This window comes from Psychromonas hadalis ATCC BAA-638, assembly GCF_000420245.1.
GTDB classification, from domain to species: Bacteria; Pseudomonadota; Gammaproteobacteria; order Enterobacterales; family Psychromonadaceae; genus Psychromonas; species Psychromonas hadalis.
The window spans coordinates 21,648-40,387 of record NZ_ATUO01000012.1 but is presented as its reverse complement, the minus strand read 5'-3'; the positions used below and the strand labels follow the sequence as shown (position 1 = coordinate 40,387).

Sequence of the window (18,740 nt, the reverse complement as noted above, 5' to 3'; positions counted from 1 at the left end):
TGGTAGAGACAATAAAAGAGAGGGCGTTTTATGGTTTGGCGAGTAATTACATTGTTTTTAGCTTATTGGGTTGTTCGCTGTGCATTTTTTACGTGATGGTCAGATTGTATTTTTCACTGTGATTTTTTGTTTCCTTTGTTACTCTTTAGTAATACTAATTACAGTAAATAGCTAATCTATTTTACTGGTTAAAATAACTCACTTCTGCGTTGTAAGTTTTGTAAAGGGAACAACCATTTACGTCAACTTACACCTTAAATTTAGCTGTTTTTCCTGCGCAAAATTTAGATCACATACTTAATGTAATCGGTATAAACATAAAATGGCCTTATGCGCATTAAAAATTGGTTTGCTGTTAACTGTTTTTACTGTTTGGTTACCCAGCACTTTTAGCATTGTAGAATATCGCATTATGATAGAGCGTCCTTGGTTGCGCATGCCTGCCATTATGGTTGCTGTCATGATGTTTAACCTCTTTGCAGCATGGTGTGTCTCAGATCTTTTTTTGCGTAGGGAAAAGAGTTAAGAGCAAGACTATTACGATTGAATGCAACGTAGGCGTTTATTATTTTAGTAAGCGCAAGAGCAGATACTTATACAGATTGGTACTGCACTGCTAATGCATAGAATCGTGTCATTATAAAATCAGTAAAAGTATTTTCAATGGATGATGCATAAGGTGCTATTAAATAGTTTTATAATCGAATTTGAGGAGCAGATCGCTCCCCATATTTAAGGGTGTTTACACAGTTTGTTTTATACCCTTCACTTCACGGAATAGGGGCTGTAAAATCAAATCATAAAGTGTTTGGTATCATTATGTAGGCTTTTCCCCATCATTGAAAGTTCCTCTGCAAGCTCTCTATTATTTGCTGCGTTATCACGTGTTATCTGTGATGCATCTGCAATCTGTAAGAGTCTTTGGTTCATATCTTCAGCAACATTACTTTGCTCTTTAGAGGCGGTGGCTATATGTGCATTCATCTCATTAATACTAGAAACTATCTGACTTATTTGTTGTAAAGCGAGATCTGCACTTTGCACATGCTCAACGCCAACTGATGCATGTTCTTGGCTGGTTTGGATTGCTTGTACCGCTTGTTGAGTTTGGTTCTGTAATTTTTCGATCATCTGTTGAATTTCATTCGTTGATTGTGCAGTACGATTCGCTAAAGCACGCACTTCATCTGCTACGACAGCAAAACCGCGGCCAGCTTCTCCTGCTCGCGCAGCCTCAATCGCTGCATTTAATGCTAGAAGGTTAGTTTGATCCGCAATTCCATTGATCACATCTAAGACCAAGCTTATCTCTTTACTCCCAATTGCAAGTGAATCAATCACATCACTGACTGATTTGACCTGGTGCTCCAGATCTTCAATGGTATTAGCTGCCTGTCCCATCACCTGACGTCCATTATTGGCTTCTAATGTTGCTCGCTCAGTATAATTTGATGCATTAAGGCTACTATCGGCGACCTCTTGGGTGGTTGCAGATATCTCATTCATTGCTGTTGCTAGCAATTCAATGTCTTCAGACTGTTGTAGCATGCTGTTTGCATTTTCTGATGCTACATTCCGTAATTGTGAACTGGCAACACTGAGCTTTTCGACTGATTGCAGTACATCACTTAAAACACTCGACATATTCTGTTGAGAAAGGTTGTAATCATCATATAAACTTTCTATTTCTTGGCAACTTGTGTTTTTTGGTAAACGCATTCTTAAGTCACCTGTAGATAGTGTTTTTAATGCCTTGCGTAAAGGTAATAGCGGTAACATTAGGTTGTTATTAATATAAAAAAGAATCAGTATCGAGAGAATAAGTAACAGTAAGACTAAAGAAAGTGAAAGATACATCTCATTTTTCACCGCCTTGTTACTATTTTCTTCCATTAATAATACGACTTTATTTGCTGCGTTAAGAATAAAAGATGAGCTTTTCTGCAGATCCAATAAGTATTGGAGGTGTTTTGGGTTCGCTAAATCAAAAGGGCTGAGTTGTAATATTTGTTCAATATTTATTCGGTACTCTTGCCAAGTATCCTTAACCTTAAGTAGTTGCGTTTTTATTGCTACATCGCTAAATGCATGAATACCTGCACTTTCATCCCCATTGATTAATTTATTCATTGAAGACTCAAACTGAGTAATGGTTTGTTGCACCTGTTGTTTTTCCAGTGAAGAGAATTGAACCAATAATACTTCTTTTGCAATACGTTGTGAGAGCATGCGTTGCTTACCGGCAACATTAATTGTTGTCGCATCAGCCTCCATACTTGAATAAATTATGCTCATCGTACTAATCGCAAATATTGATAACATAGCGCCTAAAAAAAGTAACTGTCCTCTAATACTTGTAATGCCTAATTTTTGAAATAACATCATTATTAACTTCATATGTTTCCTTTGTTTGTTGTTCTCTTTTTTTATAAAAAGAACAACAAATATATCCAATGCACGTTGGTAATACTTTTTCAATTACATGACATTACACATGGTTGCTCTACTTATTACCATCTACTTTTAACGCTTATATATTTAATATATATATAATTCCTGAAAATGCGATGTACTTCTAATTGCAGGCTTGCCTTGTTAACGTGGCGGTAACTTTTTTACAACAAAGAGACTACAGTTGACTGCCTTATATTACTTGTAAAGTGAGGATCTGGGGGAGTTTAAAAAACATCTGTAAAAGGGTAATTACACAGAATTATTTACAGGCCCTTCCGTTTACATTTTTTATTTAAAATATCTCGTACCAATCACTTTCCCTCATAACGTTTTAATCATCTAAAGCTTGAAAATGTGTATGTATGAAATACACTTAACCCTTATTTTAAGTAATATGCTTATGTATCTGACTCATTTTTTTGTAAAAAGCTTAAAGACATTACACAGAGGTACTAAACGCTAGATGAAGAAAAGACTCAAATATCCGTCACACGGTTTTTATGTGTTTCTTCTCACACTCCATGGTTCAGTATTTCAATCCTTTTTAATTTTAGCCTGAGTTATAGCCATCGGATTAAATAGCTGATTAATCTTGCTTGTTCAAATTACTGCTAACTGCGTTTTGAAGTGAGAGCAAATATCAAGGCATTAACGTTTTTTAGTTAACCTCGATAAAAGTGCAACTCACGCTTTGTTAGTGCTCATTTTTCTGCGCAATACTTGATCGCTTCCTGAGATAAGTGCATAAGCATGTAAAGTCATTAATAACGTATGAGCGACCAATGTTACATAAAGATGAAATAAAGATTTTACGTACCGTCAAACTTGCCCCTTTCTTGGTCGTTTTTTTTTCACTTATCTCTATTTTTATTTTATATGAAAATAATCAGAATCGTTTTAATAACGAGATGGATAAGTTAAAAAAAGAGTCAATCCTTGAAAAGGAGACGCTGATTAAAAGTGAGGTACTCAGGGTTTATGACTTTATAAAAGCAGAAAAATCACTGACCACAGAAAAAATAAAAGCTAATATAAAGGAAAGAGTACAAGAAGCACACACCATTGCGATGGCTATTTATCGACACAATCAGCATCATTCTCCTGAGGAGATAAAACAGTTAATTGCGGATACATTAAGAGATATTCGCTTTAATAAAGGACGAGGTTATTTTTTTATTTATGAGAGTGGTGGCACTTCGATTATGCACCCCATTTCACCGCAGTTAGAGACCACTAATCTTTGGAATTTTCAAGATATTAAAGGGCGATATGTCATTCAAGAATTAAGTAATATTGCTAAAAAAGAGGGTGAGGGTTTTTTAACATGGTGGTGGAAAAAACCATCCGATACACAAACAGAGTATGAAAAAATTGGTTATGGTAAATATTTTGCTCCCTTTGATTGGTTTATTGGCACTGGGGATTATATTGTTGATTATGAGCAGGAGTTAAAAAAGGAGTTACTGACGGTTATTAATGATATCCGTTATGGTAAAGAGGGGTATATTTTTGTTATAGATAAAAAAGGGGTCTTTTTAAGCCATGTGGAAAAAAGTTATATTGGCCAAAATAGAATAGACTATCGAGACGCTAATGGTGTTGCTACCACTCAGAAAATTTTAGCGCTAGCAAAGACGGGTCAAGGGTTTCTCTCTTATGTGGATAGCATTAAACCCAGTACAGGGGAAGCATCACATAAACGCTCATTTGTGAAAGGGTTTGATGATTGGCAGTGGTCGCTGGGTTCGGGCGCTTATTTAGATGAGATCGATGAGATCGTGTTACGCAAAAAAGCACGGTTGAATGAGAAAAACAATAAAGAGTTATTGCAAAGTGCGATTGTCACCCTGGTTACCTCGACGGTGTTATTTTTTATTGCCCTGATTTTCTCTAAAGCATTAAAAAAACGCTTTCAAAACTATCAGCAGAAAGTAAATCAAAAAACGAAGGCGCTAAGTGAGCTTAATGCTAATTTAGAGGAGCTTGTGTCTACACGTACGGTTGAGTTAGAGAGCGCCAATAAGGATTTAGAGTCAACACTTTCACATTTAAAATCCGCACAGAAGAAGCTACTTGAATCTGAAAAAATGGCATCGATGGTGGGGCTGGTTTCTGGCGTGGCACATGAACTGAATACACCGTTAGGCGTTATGGTTACTTCAATCAGCCAAGTTGAAAAGGAGGTTGATTGTTTATTTGAAAAATTAAAGTCTCAGCAGTTAACCAGAAAAGATTTACAACGTATTGAGCAATCGTGGCAGCTTGGCTTTAAATTGTTAGATACAAATTTGCAGCGTTCCGTACAGTTAGTGCATAGCTTCAAATCTCTTTCAATACACGAAGGCGATGAGCATCTGCAAATATTTTCAATTAAATCACTGTTGGATTCACTCGCGGATACATTTAAGAATCAGTTCAAACGAGTAAGGGTGGTATTGCTCGTTGAGGTTGAGCGTGAGATTACTCTAAAGAGTTATCAATGGGTATTAAGTGAAGTATTAACACAACTAATAAAAAATTCATTAATGCATGGTTTTGATCAACTTACTGCTCCGAGTATTTGTATCTCTGCGCGGCACTTGGATGAGTGGGTTATTATTGAATATTTTGATAATGGCTGTGGTAGTGAAGATGTCGATAAAATTTTTGAGCCGTTTTATACTACTAAAAGAGGCTCCGATTGCACTGGGTTAGGTTTACCCATTGTTTATAATCAAATCGTGCATAAATTATTAGGCTCGATTGTGTGCTCTGTACCTAAGTCACAAGGGCTATTATTTACTATTAAAATTCCAGCCAATATTGATGTAATTTGATTATTAACGGATGGTAACTTGCCAAATCATGCCAATTTCATTAAGTTTGTGATCTAATATTACGCAGGGAAAATAGATTAGTTCAAGATGTAAGTTGATGTAAATGGTTGTTCTTTTTGCGAAACTTGCAACGATGAAATAATTTATTTTAACCAGTAAGATTGATTCGCTATTTAATTAGATTGGTATTTATATCGGATTAATTTGGCGTTATTTATATTTCATAAATGCTTAAGCATTGTTTGTGTTAATTGTCCAAGTGTGCCTAATTCACCCTGTTTTTCCTTGCAGTAATCATCAAATGCATACAGAGACGCACCCAATAGTAAGCCCATGGAAAGAATGCCGCTGACATTACAACCAAGTAGTTGAAATTGGTCTTTTACAACAAATGAAAGTGCCACAGAAGTCGCTGTTACAAGTAGCATAAGAAAAAATAGTGCATAGCTTAATTTCATGATTTTTGCCTATTAGTTGTGGTGTTTTGTCAAAAACTGTTAATAAAAATCAAGTCAAAAACAGATTGCTGAAATATAGTGATAATGTAATAATTATCAACGTATAGGCTATAAATATTTTACTTTAAACTGGCTGTTTGTTAGGAAGATAATGATTTTCAAAGAGAATTTTTTTTGATTTTTTCTAATTTAACACGGTTACGTCCTGCATTTTTAGCATCATAAAGTGCATTATCTGCACGCTGGAACAATGCTTCTTTATTATCATCACTGCGAGATAATGCGACACCAAAGCTACAGGTTAGCTGAGGGATATTGGTAAACTCAAAGTGTTCAATAAGTTCTCTTATCTTTTCTGCAACGACTTTCGCTTGTTGTAGGTCTGTTTCTGGACAGATAATTAAAAACTCTTCGCCACCCCAACGACCGAGTAGATCTAGTTGGCGAATATTTTGCTTTAGGATGATCGCTATATTTATCAAAATATCATCACCTACCTTGTGTCCGTAGTTATCATTTACCTGCTTAAAGTTGTCAATATCCATCAAGATCAATGAAAAATGGCTGTGGTAACGTTTGCTACGTGCAAATTCGTTGTTAAAGCTCTTGTTGATAAATAAGCGATTAGGGATCTGCGTGAGTGCATCGGTAATGGTTAATTTTTCTAATCGTTTTTTATCACTAATATCTTGTAAAATAGCGGTATAACCGCGTAACTTTCCATTTTTATAATAGATCGGGGTTATGTGGGTGTTTGCCCAGTAACTTGAACCATTTTTATTTAAGTTCAGTATCTCACCACGCCAATCTTGGCCTTGAGTAATGGCCGACCATAACGCTTGATATAAGCTACTCTTTGTTGTTGGATGACGAAAAATATTATGATTTTTTCCAATCAACTCCTCTTTTTTATAACCAGTTAATCGACACAATGCACTGCTCACTTCAGTGATATTGCCATCTACATCAGTGGATGAGGTGAGTACGTTTTTATCTATCACCGCTAAGTAGTGTTTAATGCGCCGATTGTAGGCTGTCATGGTGCGGTAGCGGTATAAAAAGAGCAGTGAGATAATGGCGAGAAACAGCATTATTTCCCCGAAGAGTTGATAGTCAAAACCGCGCTCGTAATTGATGGAGACGTAACGGTTGAATATCTGTTGATGTTTCTGCGCGGGGATCTGCTTGATAAGTTTATTAATGATAGGTAACAATAAAGGTTCATCATTACGTGTGGCAATGCTCATTTTCCAACTGTTTTCAAACTTTCCTGATATTTTTAGCTCTCCCATAAATTTTGTTTGGAACATATATCCTATAGTGGGCAGCGCATCAATGTAACCAAACAACTCCCCATTGACCACTTGTTGTAACCCTTGTTGTGCATCTTTAATATTAACCACCTCTATGTTGGGGTATTTATTGCGAATAATCTCATTAAATGCATAGTTTTCAATGATACCAATTTTTTTGTTTTGGATTACTGCGAGGTCATTAACAAAGGTGATATTAGGTTTAGTTGCTAATACCACTGGGGTTTCAAATAAAATATCTGAAAAATCAAGGTAGCTATTACGTTCTTTGGTAGGCATCGCCAGTGAGATAAGGTCACACTCTCTATTTTTGGCAAAGTTGATGGTTTGTTGCCAATGTTGAGTGGGGACTAACTTAATAGGGATAGGCAATTGCTCACGAAAAAGGTCAAAATAATCTGCACTCATACCAATATGTTTGCTCTTTTTCAACTGTTCAAAGGGCATCCAGTTTGGATCGATACAGAGGGTAAGCTGTTTTTTCTTTTTAAGGTAATGCATCTCAGTGTCGTTAAAAAGTATCAGCTTATTAACATCAGGTGAGAACCATTTGTTCTTTAACTGTAAAAGCTTCTTCTGGCCAATAAACTGCAAGGATTTATTGATGATGGTGATTGCTTCAGGAAAGTCGTTGCGTATGACAAAAACGAGGGCGAGTGGTTTATCTCGCAGAAAAATAGCGGGTTTTAAAAAAGGGTTACCACTTTTGTTAAGCAGGTAAAACATGGCCGCATTACCGAGCATAAAATCTGCTTTCCCCGTTGTTACCCCTTCGATTAATGCCTGCGTGCTATCAAACTTAATAATTTGTGCATTTTTAATTGTCTGTGCAAATGTACGTGCAACAATATTTCCTTTATAAATACCAAATTTTTTGCCTTCAAGATCGTTGCTATTATTTGTTGGATAAGGCAGATCTTTACGGGTAAAGATTATTTTTTCAAGAGACAGGTAACTGTTTGAAAAGTTTGAGTGTAAAGCACGTTGTTTACTTGTGACTGCGGTGCTCAAACCATCAATTTGACGTTTTTCTTGCGCGTTGGTTATCTCTTGCCATTTTCCCAACTGTAAAACAAAATTGGCGCCACTGACTTGGTTAATCAGCGCTAAAACCTCTGCATCATAACCGCTAATGTTACCGTTTTTGTCATCAATAACATAAGGAGCCCAACCACTGTCACTGCCTAAAACGACCGTTGGATGGGCATTTAAAAACTGTAACTCTTGTTCTGTTAAGTTTATTAGCGGGCTTGCACTAACGCTACTTGCAAAGATAACCAGCAATAAGAGGAGATGTTTTTTAATGCCTATTTTGTGGTTATCTTTTTTCATCTATTTCATGGCGTGTTTGGTTTTATCAATCAAACTTACAATTTCCCTTGAAAGTGGATCAATCTGTTGATAAAGCGCTTCTGCTTCGGTTTTGTTCGCGCTCTCATTGACATTAATAATCTGTTTAATTATTTTATGTAACTGTTTATGTGGCGATTCTATCTGTTTGAATGAGGCATTAGCACTGTAACGTTTTTCCCTTCGCCATAATACCACAGGTCAAGTTTACAATCGCGATGTGAGTATGCTTGTTTTTTTGGTGAGTACAGAAGTATCCCCATCTAAATAAGTGCGCACACGGGTTTTCCAGGCCAAATGGGCTTGTTTAGCATCATCTCATTAAGTTTCATTGCGTTACTTTGTAATCTTTCTGCTTCGTCATTAGCCACATTTTATTGATCGTTGATAGAGAGAACATTCTGATTCATCTCTACAGAAACTTGTTGTTGCTCCTCTTTGCTAAACCCGCTTATATCAATAAAATTATCATTGACATACTCAATCGCGCCATTTAAATCGGTTACTGAAACAAGGTTAGACCCCTCTTTGAAATGGCGTTGTTTGTTATTAATGGGGTGGTTATTTTTCATAAAAAAGCCCAGCATGAAAAATAAAAATTAATTACATACAAGCGTAGGATAACTGGCTATTTTTTCTCTAATTAATCCATTAAATGTAATACTGATTTCAATAAAAAAGCCACTCAAAATTTGATTGGCTTTTTTGGGCTTATTTACCAGTTATGATGCTGATAAAGTGCGTTGTAATAGAGGTGTTCATAATGTTTGGCTGCATCTGACCAGTAAAAATGAGATCGCATTGCTTGGGTTTTCAAACGTAACATCTCTTCTGGGTGTTCGATGTACAGCAGTAAAACACGGCGTAGTAAATTAAGGAGTTGATTGGGATTGGTATCGTAAAAAACAAATCCGTTAGCATGTTCAGGATCTTGGTCATAATCAAGTACGGTATCTTTTAAACCTCCTACAGCGCGTACAATAGGCAGTGTGCCATAGGCTAAACTGTAGAGCTGATTTAATCCACAAGGTTCAAAAATAGAGGGCATCATAAAGAAGTCAGCGCCCGCTTCGACCATGTGTGAGAGTTTATTGCTATAGATATCGATAAACTTAAATTTATCAGGGTAGTGCGCCATTATCGCATTAAGTTGTCCAGTAATTGCAGGGTCGCCAGAGCCAACAATCACTAATTGTATATTATGTTTTAAGAGCCTATCTAATATTGGAATGATTAAACCAAAGCCTTTTTGATCTGCTAAGCGGCAGACCATGCCAAAAACAGGATGGTCACTTATTGGCAGGCCGACCTCTTGTTGTAGTGCTGCTTTACAGATAACTTTGCCACTTAAGTCATCTGCGCTGAAATTAGCGGCAATATATTTATCGGTTTCTGGGTTCCAGTCGTTGTAATCACAACCATTTAATATCCCTTCAAAATCATGAATTCGCGCTAAAAAGTGCTGTGACATGCCGTGTGAGCCAAGTGATGTTAATAGTTCACTGGCGTAGTTTGGGCTGACGGTATTAATTTTATCGCTGTAGGTCAGTCCCACTTTAAGATAATTAATATAGTTGTAATTTTCCAAAACACGCTCATCCATACAAGAGCTAACTTCTGGAATCAGGTTAAGCTGAGATTTATCAAATATCCCTTGATAACAGGCATTGTGCGTAGTTAATACCGTTTTAGTATGGGTAAAACGATAATGATCGTGATAACGCGTTTTTAACAGGTAGGGAATAAGCCCAGTATGCCAATCGTTACAGTGAATAATATCGGGCGTAAAATCATCCGCTTCACAGGCTTGTAATGCGGCTAAACAGAAGAAAGCAAAACGTTCGCCATTATCTTGGTAGGCGTGATTATCTTCGCCATATAATCCCGCCCGGTCAAAGTAGTGAGCGTTATCAATGGCTAGTACAGGGATACCATCAAGGCTTAATTCATGTACCTGAAATTGGATATCGGGACGTGCGCAGTCGGTATTAAGGGTTAGGCTAAAGCGATGTTGTGCGTGCTCACGATGATTAATAGTACGGTAAAAAGGGGTGATGATTTTAACTTCGTGACCTAAATTGCGTAACTCAATGGGCAGGGCTTTCGCCACATCGGCAAGGCCACCTGTTTTTGAGAAACCTTCAACTTCTGAAGAGACAAAAAGAATTTTTAATTTGCGATGATCCATTCGATCGATCCTTATTTGGAAAATAAATAAGCCACAGCGAACCGTGGCTTATTAATGGCTAGTATTTGATACTAAGGAATCGTTACACAATAACTTGCGCTAAAGTGTTTTCAAAAAGCCTGAAATGACGGGTTATTTTGAAAACAAAAGCGCAAGTAATTTTGAAGCCGATACTAAAAACCAATTCTAGCGCCTTTAGGGATAACAACAATGCCTTCATCGGAAACGGTAAAGCATTTTCTATCTTGCTCTAAGTTAACACCTATCTGTACATTGTCTGCAATATGTACATCTTTATCAATAATAACTTTAGTTAAGATACAGTTACTGCCAATTTTAATATTACCTAATAAAATTGACTCGTAAACATTGGTATTTGTACCTACTGAACAGTTAAAACCAAGCACTGATTTTTTGATGGTGGCGCCTGAAATATGGCAACCGTCAGAGATCAATGATTTACGAATGGTACAGATAAACTGGTCACTATCGCGGAAACTCGCTGGTGGTAGTGCAGGGTAGTGAGTATGCATTGGCCATTTACGGTTATACAGTGAGATAGCGGGTTCAGACTTTACCAAGTCCATGTTTGCTTCCCAGTACGATTCAAGCGTACCTACATCGCGCCAGTAAGTTTCTCTATTCTCTTCCCCGGCAATGGTATTGGTGGTGAAATCATAAACAAACACTTTACCCTGTGGATAAAGGTGAGGGATGATATCTTTACCAAAGTCATGTGTAGAGTTTTCGTCGGCTGCATCACGGATCAGTTCTGCTTGCAGAGCTTTTGAATCAAATACATAGTTACCCATTGAAGCGAGTACATGATCTGGATCGCCAGGAATTGTTTTTGCATCTTCAACCGAAGGTTTCTCTGCAAAACCGACCATACGACCTTCATCATCCACTTCGATAATACCAAAGTGATAGGCTTGTTCTTTTGGCAGGCGAATAGCAGAAACGGTTAATACTGCTTCTTTCTTTTGATGAAAGGTGATTTTTTGGCGGATATCCATTTTGTAGATATGATCGCTACCAAAAACACACACTAAATCGGCTTCATCTGATTCAATAAATTGTAGGTTCTGATAAATTGCATCGGCCGTACCACTATACCAATGTTTACCCGTACGCATTTGTGCTGGAATCGCGTCAATAAAGGTATCGGTAATACTGTTTAATGCCCATGCTTTATTAAGGTGCTCATTCAGTGATTGAGACTTAAACTGAGTTAATACATAAATGCGCAACAGTGATGAATTAACAAAATTGTTTAATACACAATCGACTAAACGATAACTGCCACCAAACGGTACAGAGGGTTTGGTGCGTGATTGTGTTAAAGGATAAAGTCGAGAGCCTTCGCCACCCGCTAATATCATAGAGAGAACTTTTGCCATATTAAAACCTATATTAAGTAAGGATCGGCTTCAGAATTACTTGTGCTTTTGTTTTCAAAATAACCAGTCGTTTCAGGTTTTTTGAAAATAATTTAGCGCAAGTTATTGTGTAACAATTCCTAGTGGGGGTTAAAAACCAACTTTAGTGCCTTTAGCGATAACCACAACACCGTTATCTGATACGGTAAATTGTTTTTTATCTTCTTCTAAATTCTCACCAATCACGGTACCTGGTGCAATCTCTACCCCTTTATCGAGGATCACTTTCGTGAGTCGTGCGCCCGCGCCTACTTTTGCATTACCTAAGAAAATACAATCTTTAATAACTACGCCTTCACAGAGGTGACTACGGAAACCCAGCACGGAGTTTTCGATTTTAGCGCCATTGATGTAAGAGCCTGCACCAATCATTGATTTTGAAACATCGCTGACGGTATCGCCACTGTCGCGGAATGTTGCTGGTGGTAGTGGCGGATGGTAGGTATGCAGTGGCCAATTTTTGTTGTACAACGAAAACGGTGCATCGTCACCTAACAAGTCCATGTGCGCATCCCAGTACGAATCAAGGGTACCAACATCGCGCCAATAAGCCGTTGCTGGTTCGCCCTCAATGTAGTTATCACTGAGTTTGTAGATAAACACATCACCCTTAGGGTAAAGTTTACCGATGATATCTTTACCAAAGTCGTGGCTAGAATTTTCATCTTGCGCATCAATGTAAAGTTCTTTAAGCAAGACATCTGATTTAAAAATGTAGTTACCCATTGAAGCAAGGACATGATCAGGATCGCCAGGGATTGTTTTAGCATCTTCAACGGCTGGTTTTTCAGCAAAGCCTATCATGCGTCCCTCTTCATCCACTTCAATAATACCAAAGTGATACGCTTGGGATTTTTGCACACGGATAGCGGCTACGGTTAATGAGCCCGCTTTTTGTTTGTGATATTCAACCATTTGTTGCACATCCATCTTGTAGATGTGATCACTACCAAAAATACAGACATGGTCAGGATTGTTTTTTTCAATAAAGCGCGCATTTTGGTAAATGGCATCGGCAGTACCGCTGTACCAACTTTTATTAACACGTTGTTGTGCTGGCACCGCTTCAATAAATCGGCTTGATATGCCAATCCCAGAGAGTCGCCATGCTTTACGCAGATGAATATTCAGAGATTGGGATTTAAATTGTGTTAATACATATATTTTCATTAAATCTGCATTGACAAAATTGTTTAATGCAAAATCAACAAGGCGGTAGTTACCACCAAAAGGTACTGCAGGTTTTGTTCTTGTTGAGGTTAATGGGTAAAGACGTGAGCCTTCACCTCCAGCAAGAATCATAGCAAGAATGCCAGACATAAATGTCTCCAGATTAAAGGGAAATAAGTGTAATAAATAGTGTTTGCAACTTAATCTATGTGAAGCAATATAAGGTTGAAGAGACAGTACCAAAAAAGATAAAAAAATAGAAGTGAAGAACAGTAACTATTTGATTATTTATTGAGGCAGGTCAGCACTTTAAACTTGTTGTTTTGTTGAGAAATAGTGAGATTTGTATAACTTTCTGTTAGTAGTGGCTCATATCGGAGGAATTTATTGGCGACAATTGACAGTGTGCCCCCTCTTTTTAGGTGACTAGGAGACTGATTAATGAATGTTTCTGCCGCAATGTAGTTGGTTTTTTTGCCCGAATGAAAAGGCGGGTTAGAAAGTAGGGTATTATATTTCTTTTCTATCTGTGAAAATACATTAGAAGCAAAAACATTAGCGTTAAGTTTATTCTTTATCAGCGATAATTTTGCGCTGGCTAAAGCATAGGCATTTATATCAACCATATCTATCTCAAGCTCAGGAAAACGTTTTTGAATATAACAGCCCATTACCCCCGCCCCACAGCCAAAATCAAGTAAAGAACCTTTGAGTTTTTGGGGTAAGTTTTGCAATAAAAGCTCAGTGCCTTTGTCTAATTCTCCGTGGCTAAACACACCCGGCAGTGAGCATATTTGTAACTCGATATCATCAACTTTAATCGCGTAAGTTTTAACCCAATCATTCTGTTTAAAAGGGCTAACCGTTTTGTTTAATTGGCAATATAAAAGAGAACAATGGCGTGCTGAATCAATATTGTTAATGTTGTCACTGTATATTTCTAATAACGACCCTGTGCTTTTAATACCACATTTTTTTTCGCCCACTAAAATGATGTCGGCATTTTCTTTAAGGTGTGGAGTAAGGTTTGCGAGTAGATATTGTATTTCTTGCTTTGCTTTGGGAATAAAAATAAGTAACAGATCAAACTGTTGTTCACCTTGGTAATTATCAGTAAATAGTGTCGTTGATGCCGTTAGTTTATTCTCTAGCGCACTAAAATAGCGATAATCACTAAAACAAAAGGTGCTTGAATTTGCCAGAGATTGCAAATGTAATAGATAATCATCCTCCATATTGCCCGCGACTAAAATATTTTTACCTTCAAAGAGGGTTTCATTACGCTGTAATAGCTTACTTGGGTTTGAATATGTTGTATTTGTGACTGACATTGACCATTCCTGTTTTTGACTTTTTCTCGTTCGTGGTAGTGTACACTTTTGTATACAAATTTATTAAGGCACGAAAGGATTAAATGAAATTTACGGATAAATTTACTTTTATCACTACAACGGTGGTATTAACGTGTATCGCACTTATTTTAGTGGGTGGATTATTTAGTTTGCGCTCTCTCTCTTTGAAATTTCATCATCATCGTATTGATGGCGTTGTGCAGGTGATTGAACGGCAGCTTGATAAACATGTTGATAAAGAGGCGTTTGATGTTTGGTTACCCGATCTCTTAGATGCTTCTGGTATTGTGCGTCTACAGGTAAAACGTAAAGATAAAGTGTTGTTTCAAAACTATTATGAAAGTCGTGAGTTTTTTCCCAATGATCTGCTTTTACGTTATCAGTATACACTGGCGCGTTACCCTAATACCTTACTGATTATACATACCCGTCAACCTTATCAAGCGTTGACCTTTTCGATTGGACCACTCTGGGGAGTCGGCTCTGCCATCGTATTTAGTTTACTGTTATTAGCCTTTTCACTTCGTTGGATAAAAAAACAGTTTAGAGGGGCTGAATTATTAGAGTTGCGTGCTAAATATATCCTACAAAATAACCCTACCGCGCGTTTTGCAATGCATGGGGAGTGGCCTAAATCAGCCAGTAAAGCATTAGATATGCTCAGCTTACAGCTTGATGAGAGCAAAAAAGAGCGCAGTTATTTTGATGCACATATCCGCGGTCAGGCATTCTTAGATGAAACCACGGGTATCGCTAATCGTTTGGCGTTTGATAATCAGTTAGACGCGATTGCTGCCGATGCAGTGGTTTTATCAAGTACATTATTGCAGATTAAGTTCTCTGAGTTAGAGGCAGTACAAGAAAGTTTTGGTAAAACTAAGCGTCATGCTTTGTTATTACAGATAACCGAGCTTATCAGCGAATTTTCTACACGTTATCAAGAACCCTTTTATGGGCGTGTTGCAAAATCTGAATTTGTGCTGCTTATTCCACAGATGTCTTATGAGGAGAGTGAGGTTGCCGCTAAACAACTCACAAAATTGCTTTTGCAACTGCAACTTCCTGACACCTTTCCAATTGAAGAGTTTTTTCATATTGGTGTCGTACATTTTTATTACGGTGAAAAAACCTTAGTGATTATGGATGACATGAGCCGTGCGCAGTTGGTTGCCAAACATCAGAAGTTAAGTGGATGGTTTTTAGCTGATCAAGAGACGAAACAAATCAGTTTACTTAAAGGAACGGTCAGGTGGCGTACGCTACTAGAATCGATTTTAGAAAAAGATCGTCTATTACTTTATCGTCAGCGCCTTATGTTACGAGATGGCATGACAGAACTGTATTCAGAACTGTGGCCCCGTATTATTGGTTATGATGATGAAATAATTGCTGCGGGTGTTTTTCTGCCAATGGCGGAGAAGTGTGGTTTACAAGCGCGCTTTGACTTGTTGATGCTGGAGAAAATCTTAGCGTTATTAGTGCTACGTGGTGAAACAAGCACCCCGATTGCGGTGAACTTAAGTAGCGCCATTTTAATGGATAAAGCAAGAATGCAGTGGTTTATCTATGAGTTGATGCAATTATCGCGCACATTGCGTCATAACTTGGTAGTGGAGGTTTCTGAACATTTATTGGTGGAACACTATTTTCCTCTGCGCAATGCGCTCATATCATTACAAAAAGTGGGCTGTAAAATAGCCATTGATAATGTTGGGAAATCAGTGGTTAACACCAGTTATATTCTTGATTTCTCTATCGATTATTTAAAACTTCATCCCGGATTGGTGCGTGATATTAACCTGCGGAAAACCAATCAAACTGCGGTGCAAAGTTTAATGGCAAGCTGCTTAAATAGCTCTGCAAGCGTGATCGCAGTGGGCATTGAAAATAGTGAAGAGTGGAAGTGTTTAGTTAAATTGGGCGTTTTTGCAGGTCAAGGCTCGTTATTTTCAACCGCGCAACCTCTCTCTATTTAACTTCTTATTTTAAGTTTAAAAGCATTTAACCACGAAGGAAGAGGAAGAAAACAATAATCAGTTTTTATTTTTTGGAGGTGCTGCTTTAGCTGCGCCTTTGGTAAATGTAATGACCAAGACCAAAAGCAATTGACCACGAAGAAAAAGGAAGAAAGTAATAATCGTTTTTGATTTTACTTTGTGGTGATGTTTCTTCTGATTTATAAGCTCAATAGAAATTAACCACTATTGCGTTGCTTTTAAATAGATTGTTTATAAGGTGGGGAGAAGATGAGAACCGCCGAGGCTGAACTCATCTTATTTAACTATTTAGCTTTAGTTTTAGCTTCACTCTTCATCGCTTTGCGAATACAGAAGGCAGCGCCTCCCCAAGTGATGCCTAAACCAAGAACCATCATAATAATTGCGCCTGTTGTCATCTTAACTCTCCTGTGAAAAACTGTTTTTACTTGCTTTGTTAATAACAATCGCAACAACAAACATTGCACCAACTAATCCCCAACCTAATAACATCAGGTCAGATTGTGTATAACCACCGTAACCCTCTGTTAGTGTGGTGTAGATATTGGTTCCTAAAATAACCAATAGGAAAAGTGGGCTGATAAAGCGTAAGCAGATTTCAAACCAATTACCAATTGTGAACTCTGAAACTGTATTGACATGTTTATGGATATCAGACAATTTAATGATCCAACCCATGATAAACAATTCAATCAGACAGCTTGTTAATAGCGCAATGTTATTCATAAAGTAATCAACCAGATCCAGTAGTAATAAACCACCGTTAGTTGCAAATGCCATTGAAACCACAAAGCCGATGCCACAAATCCATGAGGCTGCTACTTTACGAGAGAGGTTTAACTTATCAATAAAGGCAGAGGTCACCGCCTCAATAATAGAGATATGCGAGCTAAGGCCTGCAATCACTAATGCAAAGAAGAACACAGGGCCTAAAATATAAGGCGCTGGTAGTAAGTTAATGGCAGAGGGGATAGTCACAAAAGCAAGACCTACACCCGAAGTAACAACCTCCGTTAAAGGTTTCCCTTGTTCATGTGCCATGTTGCCTAAAATAGCAAAAATCATGATACCCGCAACAATCGAAAAACCACAGTTTATCAGTACTGTCATAAACGCGTTATTGGTGATATCTGATTTTTCAGGTAGGTAACTCGAATAAGCCAGCATAATGGCAAAACCCACACTCAATGTGAAGAATATTTGACCGTAAGCTGCCGACCATACTTTCAGATCGGTTATTTTACTAAAATCAGGTTGAAACAGGTAGTTCAATCCATCTAATGCACCGGGTAGCGTAACCATACGTGCAATCAAAGCCAGCACCATGATAAACAGCAGAGGCATCATGATTTTACTGGCGCGCTCAATACCGCCTTTCACACCGGTAAAAATAGCAGCAAAGGTGATGAGCCATGCAATGGCCATTGGAATCGCAATGTGTAACTGAATAGAGCCTAATACAGTGGGACTATTATCACTGCCTAACTGCAGAAATTCATCAAAGAAGAAAGCGTTGGTATCGGTGCCCCAGCTTTGCGTGAAGGACATGCTAAAGTAGGAGATAGCCCAACCGATGACCGCCACATAATAAACGGCAATAATGGCGGCTAACATTACTTGGAACCAACCTAGCCACTCAAATTGACTGTTTAAACGCGCAAATACACGTGGTGCTGAACCTCGGTATTTATGACCCATACCAAATTCCATGATCATAAATGGAATACCCGCTGTTAACATCGCAAACAGGTAAGGAATGAAAAATGCACCTCCACCATTTTCATAAGCCATATAAGGGAAACGCCAAATATTCCCTAACCCAATTGCTGAACCTACAGCAGCAAGGATAAACCCCGCGCGGGATCCCCATTGTTCTCGTTTCATAAATATTCCTTTGTAAAAATCAACTTACCCGTTGATCTTATCGATGATTTTATCTGTATTGTGCTTATGCATTTGCAAAAGCGGACGAGCAGGGTACCTAGTTAGGAATCGTTACACAATAACTTGCACTAAATTGTTTTTAAAAAGCCTGAAATGACGGGTTATTTTGAAAACAAAAGCGCAAGTAATTTTGAAGCCGCTTCTTAATACTATTTAGGCAATAATTTGCCTTGTTTGTTTTGCTTAAAGTGATGTTTTTAGGCTCATAATGTGAGCTGGTTTTGTCAGAGAACTTGATGTAATTTTGATCACGTTCCTT

The 18,740-nt window shown here is 37.8% G+C and carries 14 protein-coding genes; 3 read left to right on the top strand and 11 right to left on the bottom strand.

The window, feature by feature from the left end; translation table 11 throughout:
- Positions 1-322: 322 nt before the first annotated feature.
- Complete coding sequence (locus G322_RS19815) at positions 323-526, top strand: hypothetical protein (RefSeq protein ID WP_022940320.1); 204 nt, start codon at positions 323-325, stop codon at positions 524-526.
- A gap of 266 nt (positions 527-792) precedes the next feature.
- Here the strand turns inward: G322_RS19815 and G322_RS0102925 are convergent, their stop codons facing one another.
- Entirely contained in the window at positions 793-2,397 is a 1,605-nt protein-coding gene (locus G322_RS0102925) for a methyl-accepting chemotaxis protein (RefSeq protein WP_022940319.1), read from the bottom strand.
- An 839-nt stretch (positions 2,398-3,236) separates the two neighbouring features.
- Here G322_RS0102925 and G322_RS22135 point away from each other — a divergent pair.
- Positions 3,237-5,270, top strand: coding sequence for a cache domain-containing protein (locus G322_RS22135; RefSeq protein ID WP_022940318.1), 2,034 nt, complete (start codon positions 3,237-3,239; stop codon positions 5,268-5,270).
- Between the two features lie 221 nt (positions 5,271-5,491).
- Here the strand turns inward: G322_RS22135 and G322_RS0102915 are convergent, their stop codons facing one another.
- From G322_RS0102915 to rsmC, 8 genes are all read right to left on the bottom strand, one after another.
- A complete protein-coding gene (locus tag G322_RS0102915; protein WP_022940317.1) occupies positions 5,492-5,728 on the bottom strand; it encodes a hypothetical protein in 237 nt (78 codons plus the stop codon).
- A 158-nt stretch (positions 5,729-5,886) separates the two neighbouring features.
- Positions 5,887-8,373, bottom strand: a complete 2,487-nt coding sequence (locus G322_RS22130; protein WP_022940316.1) for a diguanylate cyclase — start codon at positions 8,371-8,373, stop codon at positions 5,887-5,889.
- Positions 8,374-8,589: a CZB domain-containing protein gene (locus tag G322_RS0102905; RefSeq protein WP_022940315.1), complete on the bottom strand. Its 216-nt coding sequence runs from the start codon at positions 8,587-8,589 to the stop codon at positions 8,374-8,376.
- 176 nt (positions 8,590-8,765) lie between these two features.
- Positions 8,766-8,963, bottom strand: a complete 198-nt coding sequence (locus tag G322_RS0102900; protein ID WP_022940314.1) for a hypothetical protein — start codon at positions 8,961-8,963, stop codon at positions 8,766-8,768.
- A gap of 143 nt (positions 8,964-9,106) precedes the next feature.
- Positions 9,107-10,579, bottom strand: coding sequence for a glycogen synthase GlgA (gene glgA / locus G322_RS0102895; protein WP_022940313.1), 1,473 nt, complete (start codon positions 10,577-10,579; stop codon positions 9,107-9,109).
- A 173-nt stretch (positions 10,580-10,752) separates the two neighbouring features.
- Positions 10,753-11,979: a glucose-1-phosphate adenylyltransferase gene (gene glgC / locus G322_RS0102890; protein ID WP_022940312.1), complete on the bottom strand. Its 1,227-nt coding sequence runs from the start codon at positions 11,977-11,979 to the stop codon at positions 10,753-10,755.
- A gap of 129 nt (positions 11,980-12,108) precedes the next feature.
- On the bottom strand, positions 12,109-13,338 hold the full coding sequence (glgC, locus tag G322_RS0102885) for a glucose-1-phosphate adenylyltransferase (protein WP_022940311.1): 1,230 nt from the start codon (positions 13,336-13,338) through the stop codon (positions 12,109-12,111).
- A 134-nt stretch (positions 13,339-13,472) separates the two neighbouring features.
- A complete protein-coding gene (gene rsmC, locus G322_RS0102880; protein WP_022940310.1) occupies positions 13,473-14,519 on the bottom strand; it encodes a 16S rRNA (guanine(1207)-N(2))-methyltransferase RsmC in 1,047 nt (348 codons plus the stop codon).
- An 83-nt stretch (positions 14,520-14,602) separates the two neighbouring features.
- Between rsmC and G322_RS0102875 the strand changes: the two genes are divergently transcribed.
- A complete protein-coding gene (locus G322_RS0102875) occupies positions 14,603-16,516 on the top strand; it encodes an EAL domain-containing protein (RefSeq protein ID WP_022940309.1) in 1,914 nt (637 codons plus the stop codon).
- 305 nt (positions 16,517-16,821) lie between these two features.
- Here the strand turns inward: G322_RS0102875 and G322_RS23215 are convergent, their stop codons facing one another.
- A complete protein-coding gene (locus G322_RS23215; protein ID WP_022940308.1) occupies positions 16,822-16,935 on the bottom strand; it encodes a MetS family NSS transporter small subunit in 114 nt (37 codons plus the stop codon).
- A gap of 1 nt (position 16,936) precedes the next feature.
- On the bottom strand, positions 16,937-18,421 hold the full coding sequence (locus tag G322_RS0102865) for a sodium-dependent transporter (RefSeq protein ID WP_022940307.1): 1,485 nt from the start codon (positions 18,419-18,421) through the stop codon (positions 16,937-16,939).
- Positions 18,422-18,740: the final 319 nt, after the last annotated feature.

Bases quoted from the DNA above. Each gene is read 5' to 3' on its own strand.
- G322_RS19815 (WP_022940320.1), top strand. From the start codon at position 323: ATGGCCTTATGCGCATTAAAAATTGGTTTGCTGTTAACTGTTTTTACT.
- G322_RS0102925 (WP_022940319.1), bottom strand. From the start codon at position 2,397: ATGAAGTTAATAATGATGTTATTTCAAAAATTAGGCATTACAAGTATT.
- G322_RS22135 (WP_022940318.1), top strand. From the start codon at position 3,237: ATGTTACATAAAGATGAAATAAAGATTTTACGTACCGTCAAACTTGCC.
- G322_RS0102915 (WP_022940317.1), bottom strand. From the start codon at position 5,728: ATGAAATTAAGCTATGCACTATTTTTTCTTATGCTACTTGTAACAGCG.
- G322_RS22130 (WP_022940316.1), bottom strand. From the start codon at position 8,373: ATGAAAAAAGATAACCACAAAATAGGCATTAAAAAACATCTCCTCTTA.
- G322_RS0102900 (WP_022940314.1), bottom strand. From the start codon at position 8,963: ATGAAAAATAACCACCCCATTAATAACAAACAACGCCATTTCAAAGAG.
- glgA (WP_022940313.1), bottom strand. From the start codon at position 10,579: ATGGATCATCGCAAATTAAAAATTCTTTTTGTCTCTTCAGAAGTTGAA.
- glgC (WP_022940312.1), bottom strand. From the start codon at position 11,979: ATGGCAAAAGTTCTCTCTATGATATTAGCGGGTGGCGAAGGCTCTCGA.
- glgC (WP_022940311.1), bottom strand. From the start codon at position 13,338: ATGTCTGGCATTCTTGCTATGATTCTTGCTGGAGGTGAAGGCTCACGT.
- rsmC (WP_022940310.1), bottom strand. From the start codon at position 14,519: ATGTCAGTCACAAATACAACATATTCAAACCCAAGTAAGCTATTACAG.
- G322_RS0102875 (WP_022940309.1), top strand. From the start codon at position 14,603: ATGAAATTTACGGATAAATTTACTTTTATCACTACAACGGTGGTATTA.
- G322_RS23215 (WP_022940308.1), bottom strand. From the start codon at position 16,935: ATGACAACAGGCGCAATTATTATGATGGTTCTTGGTTTAGGCATCACT.
- G322_RS0102865 (WP_022940307.1), bottom strand. From the start codon at position 18,421: ATGAAACGAGAACAATGGGGATCCCGCGCGGGGTTTATCCTTGCTGCT.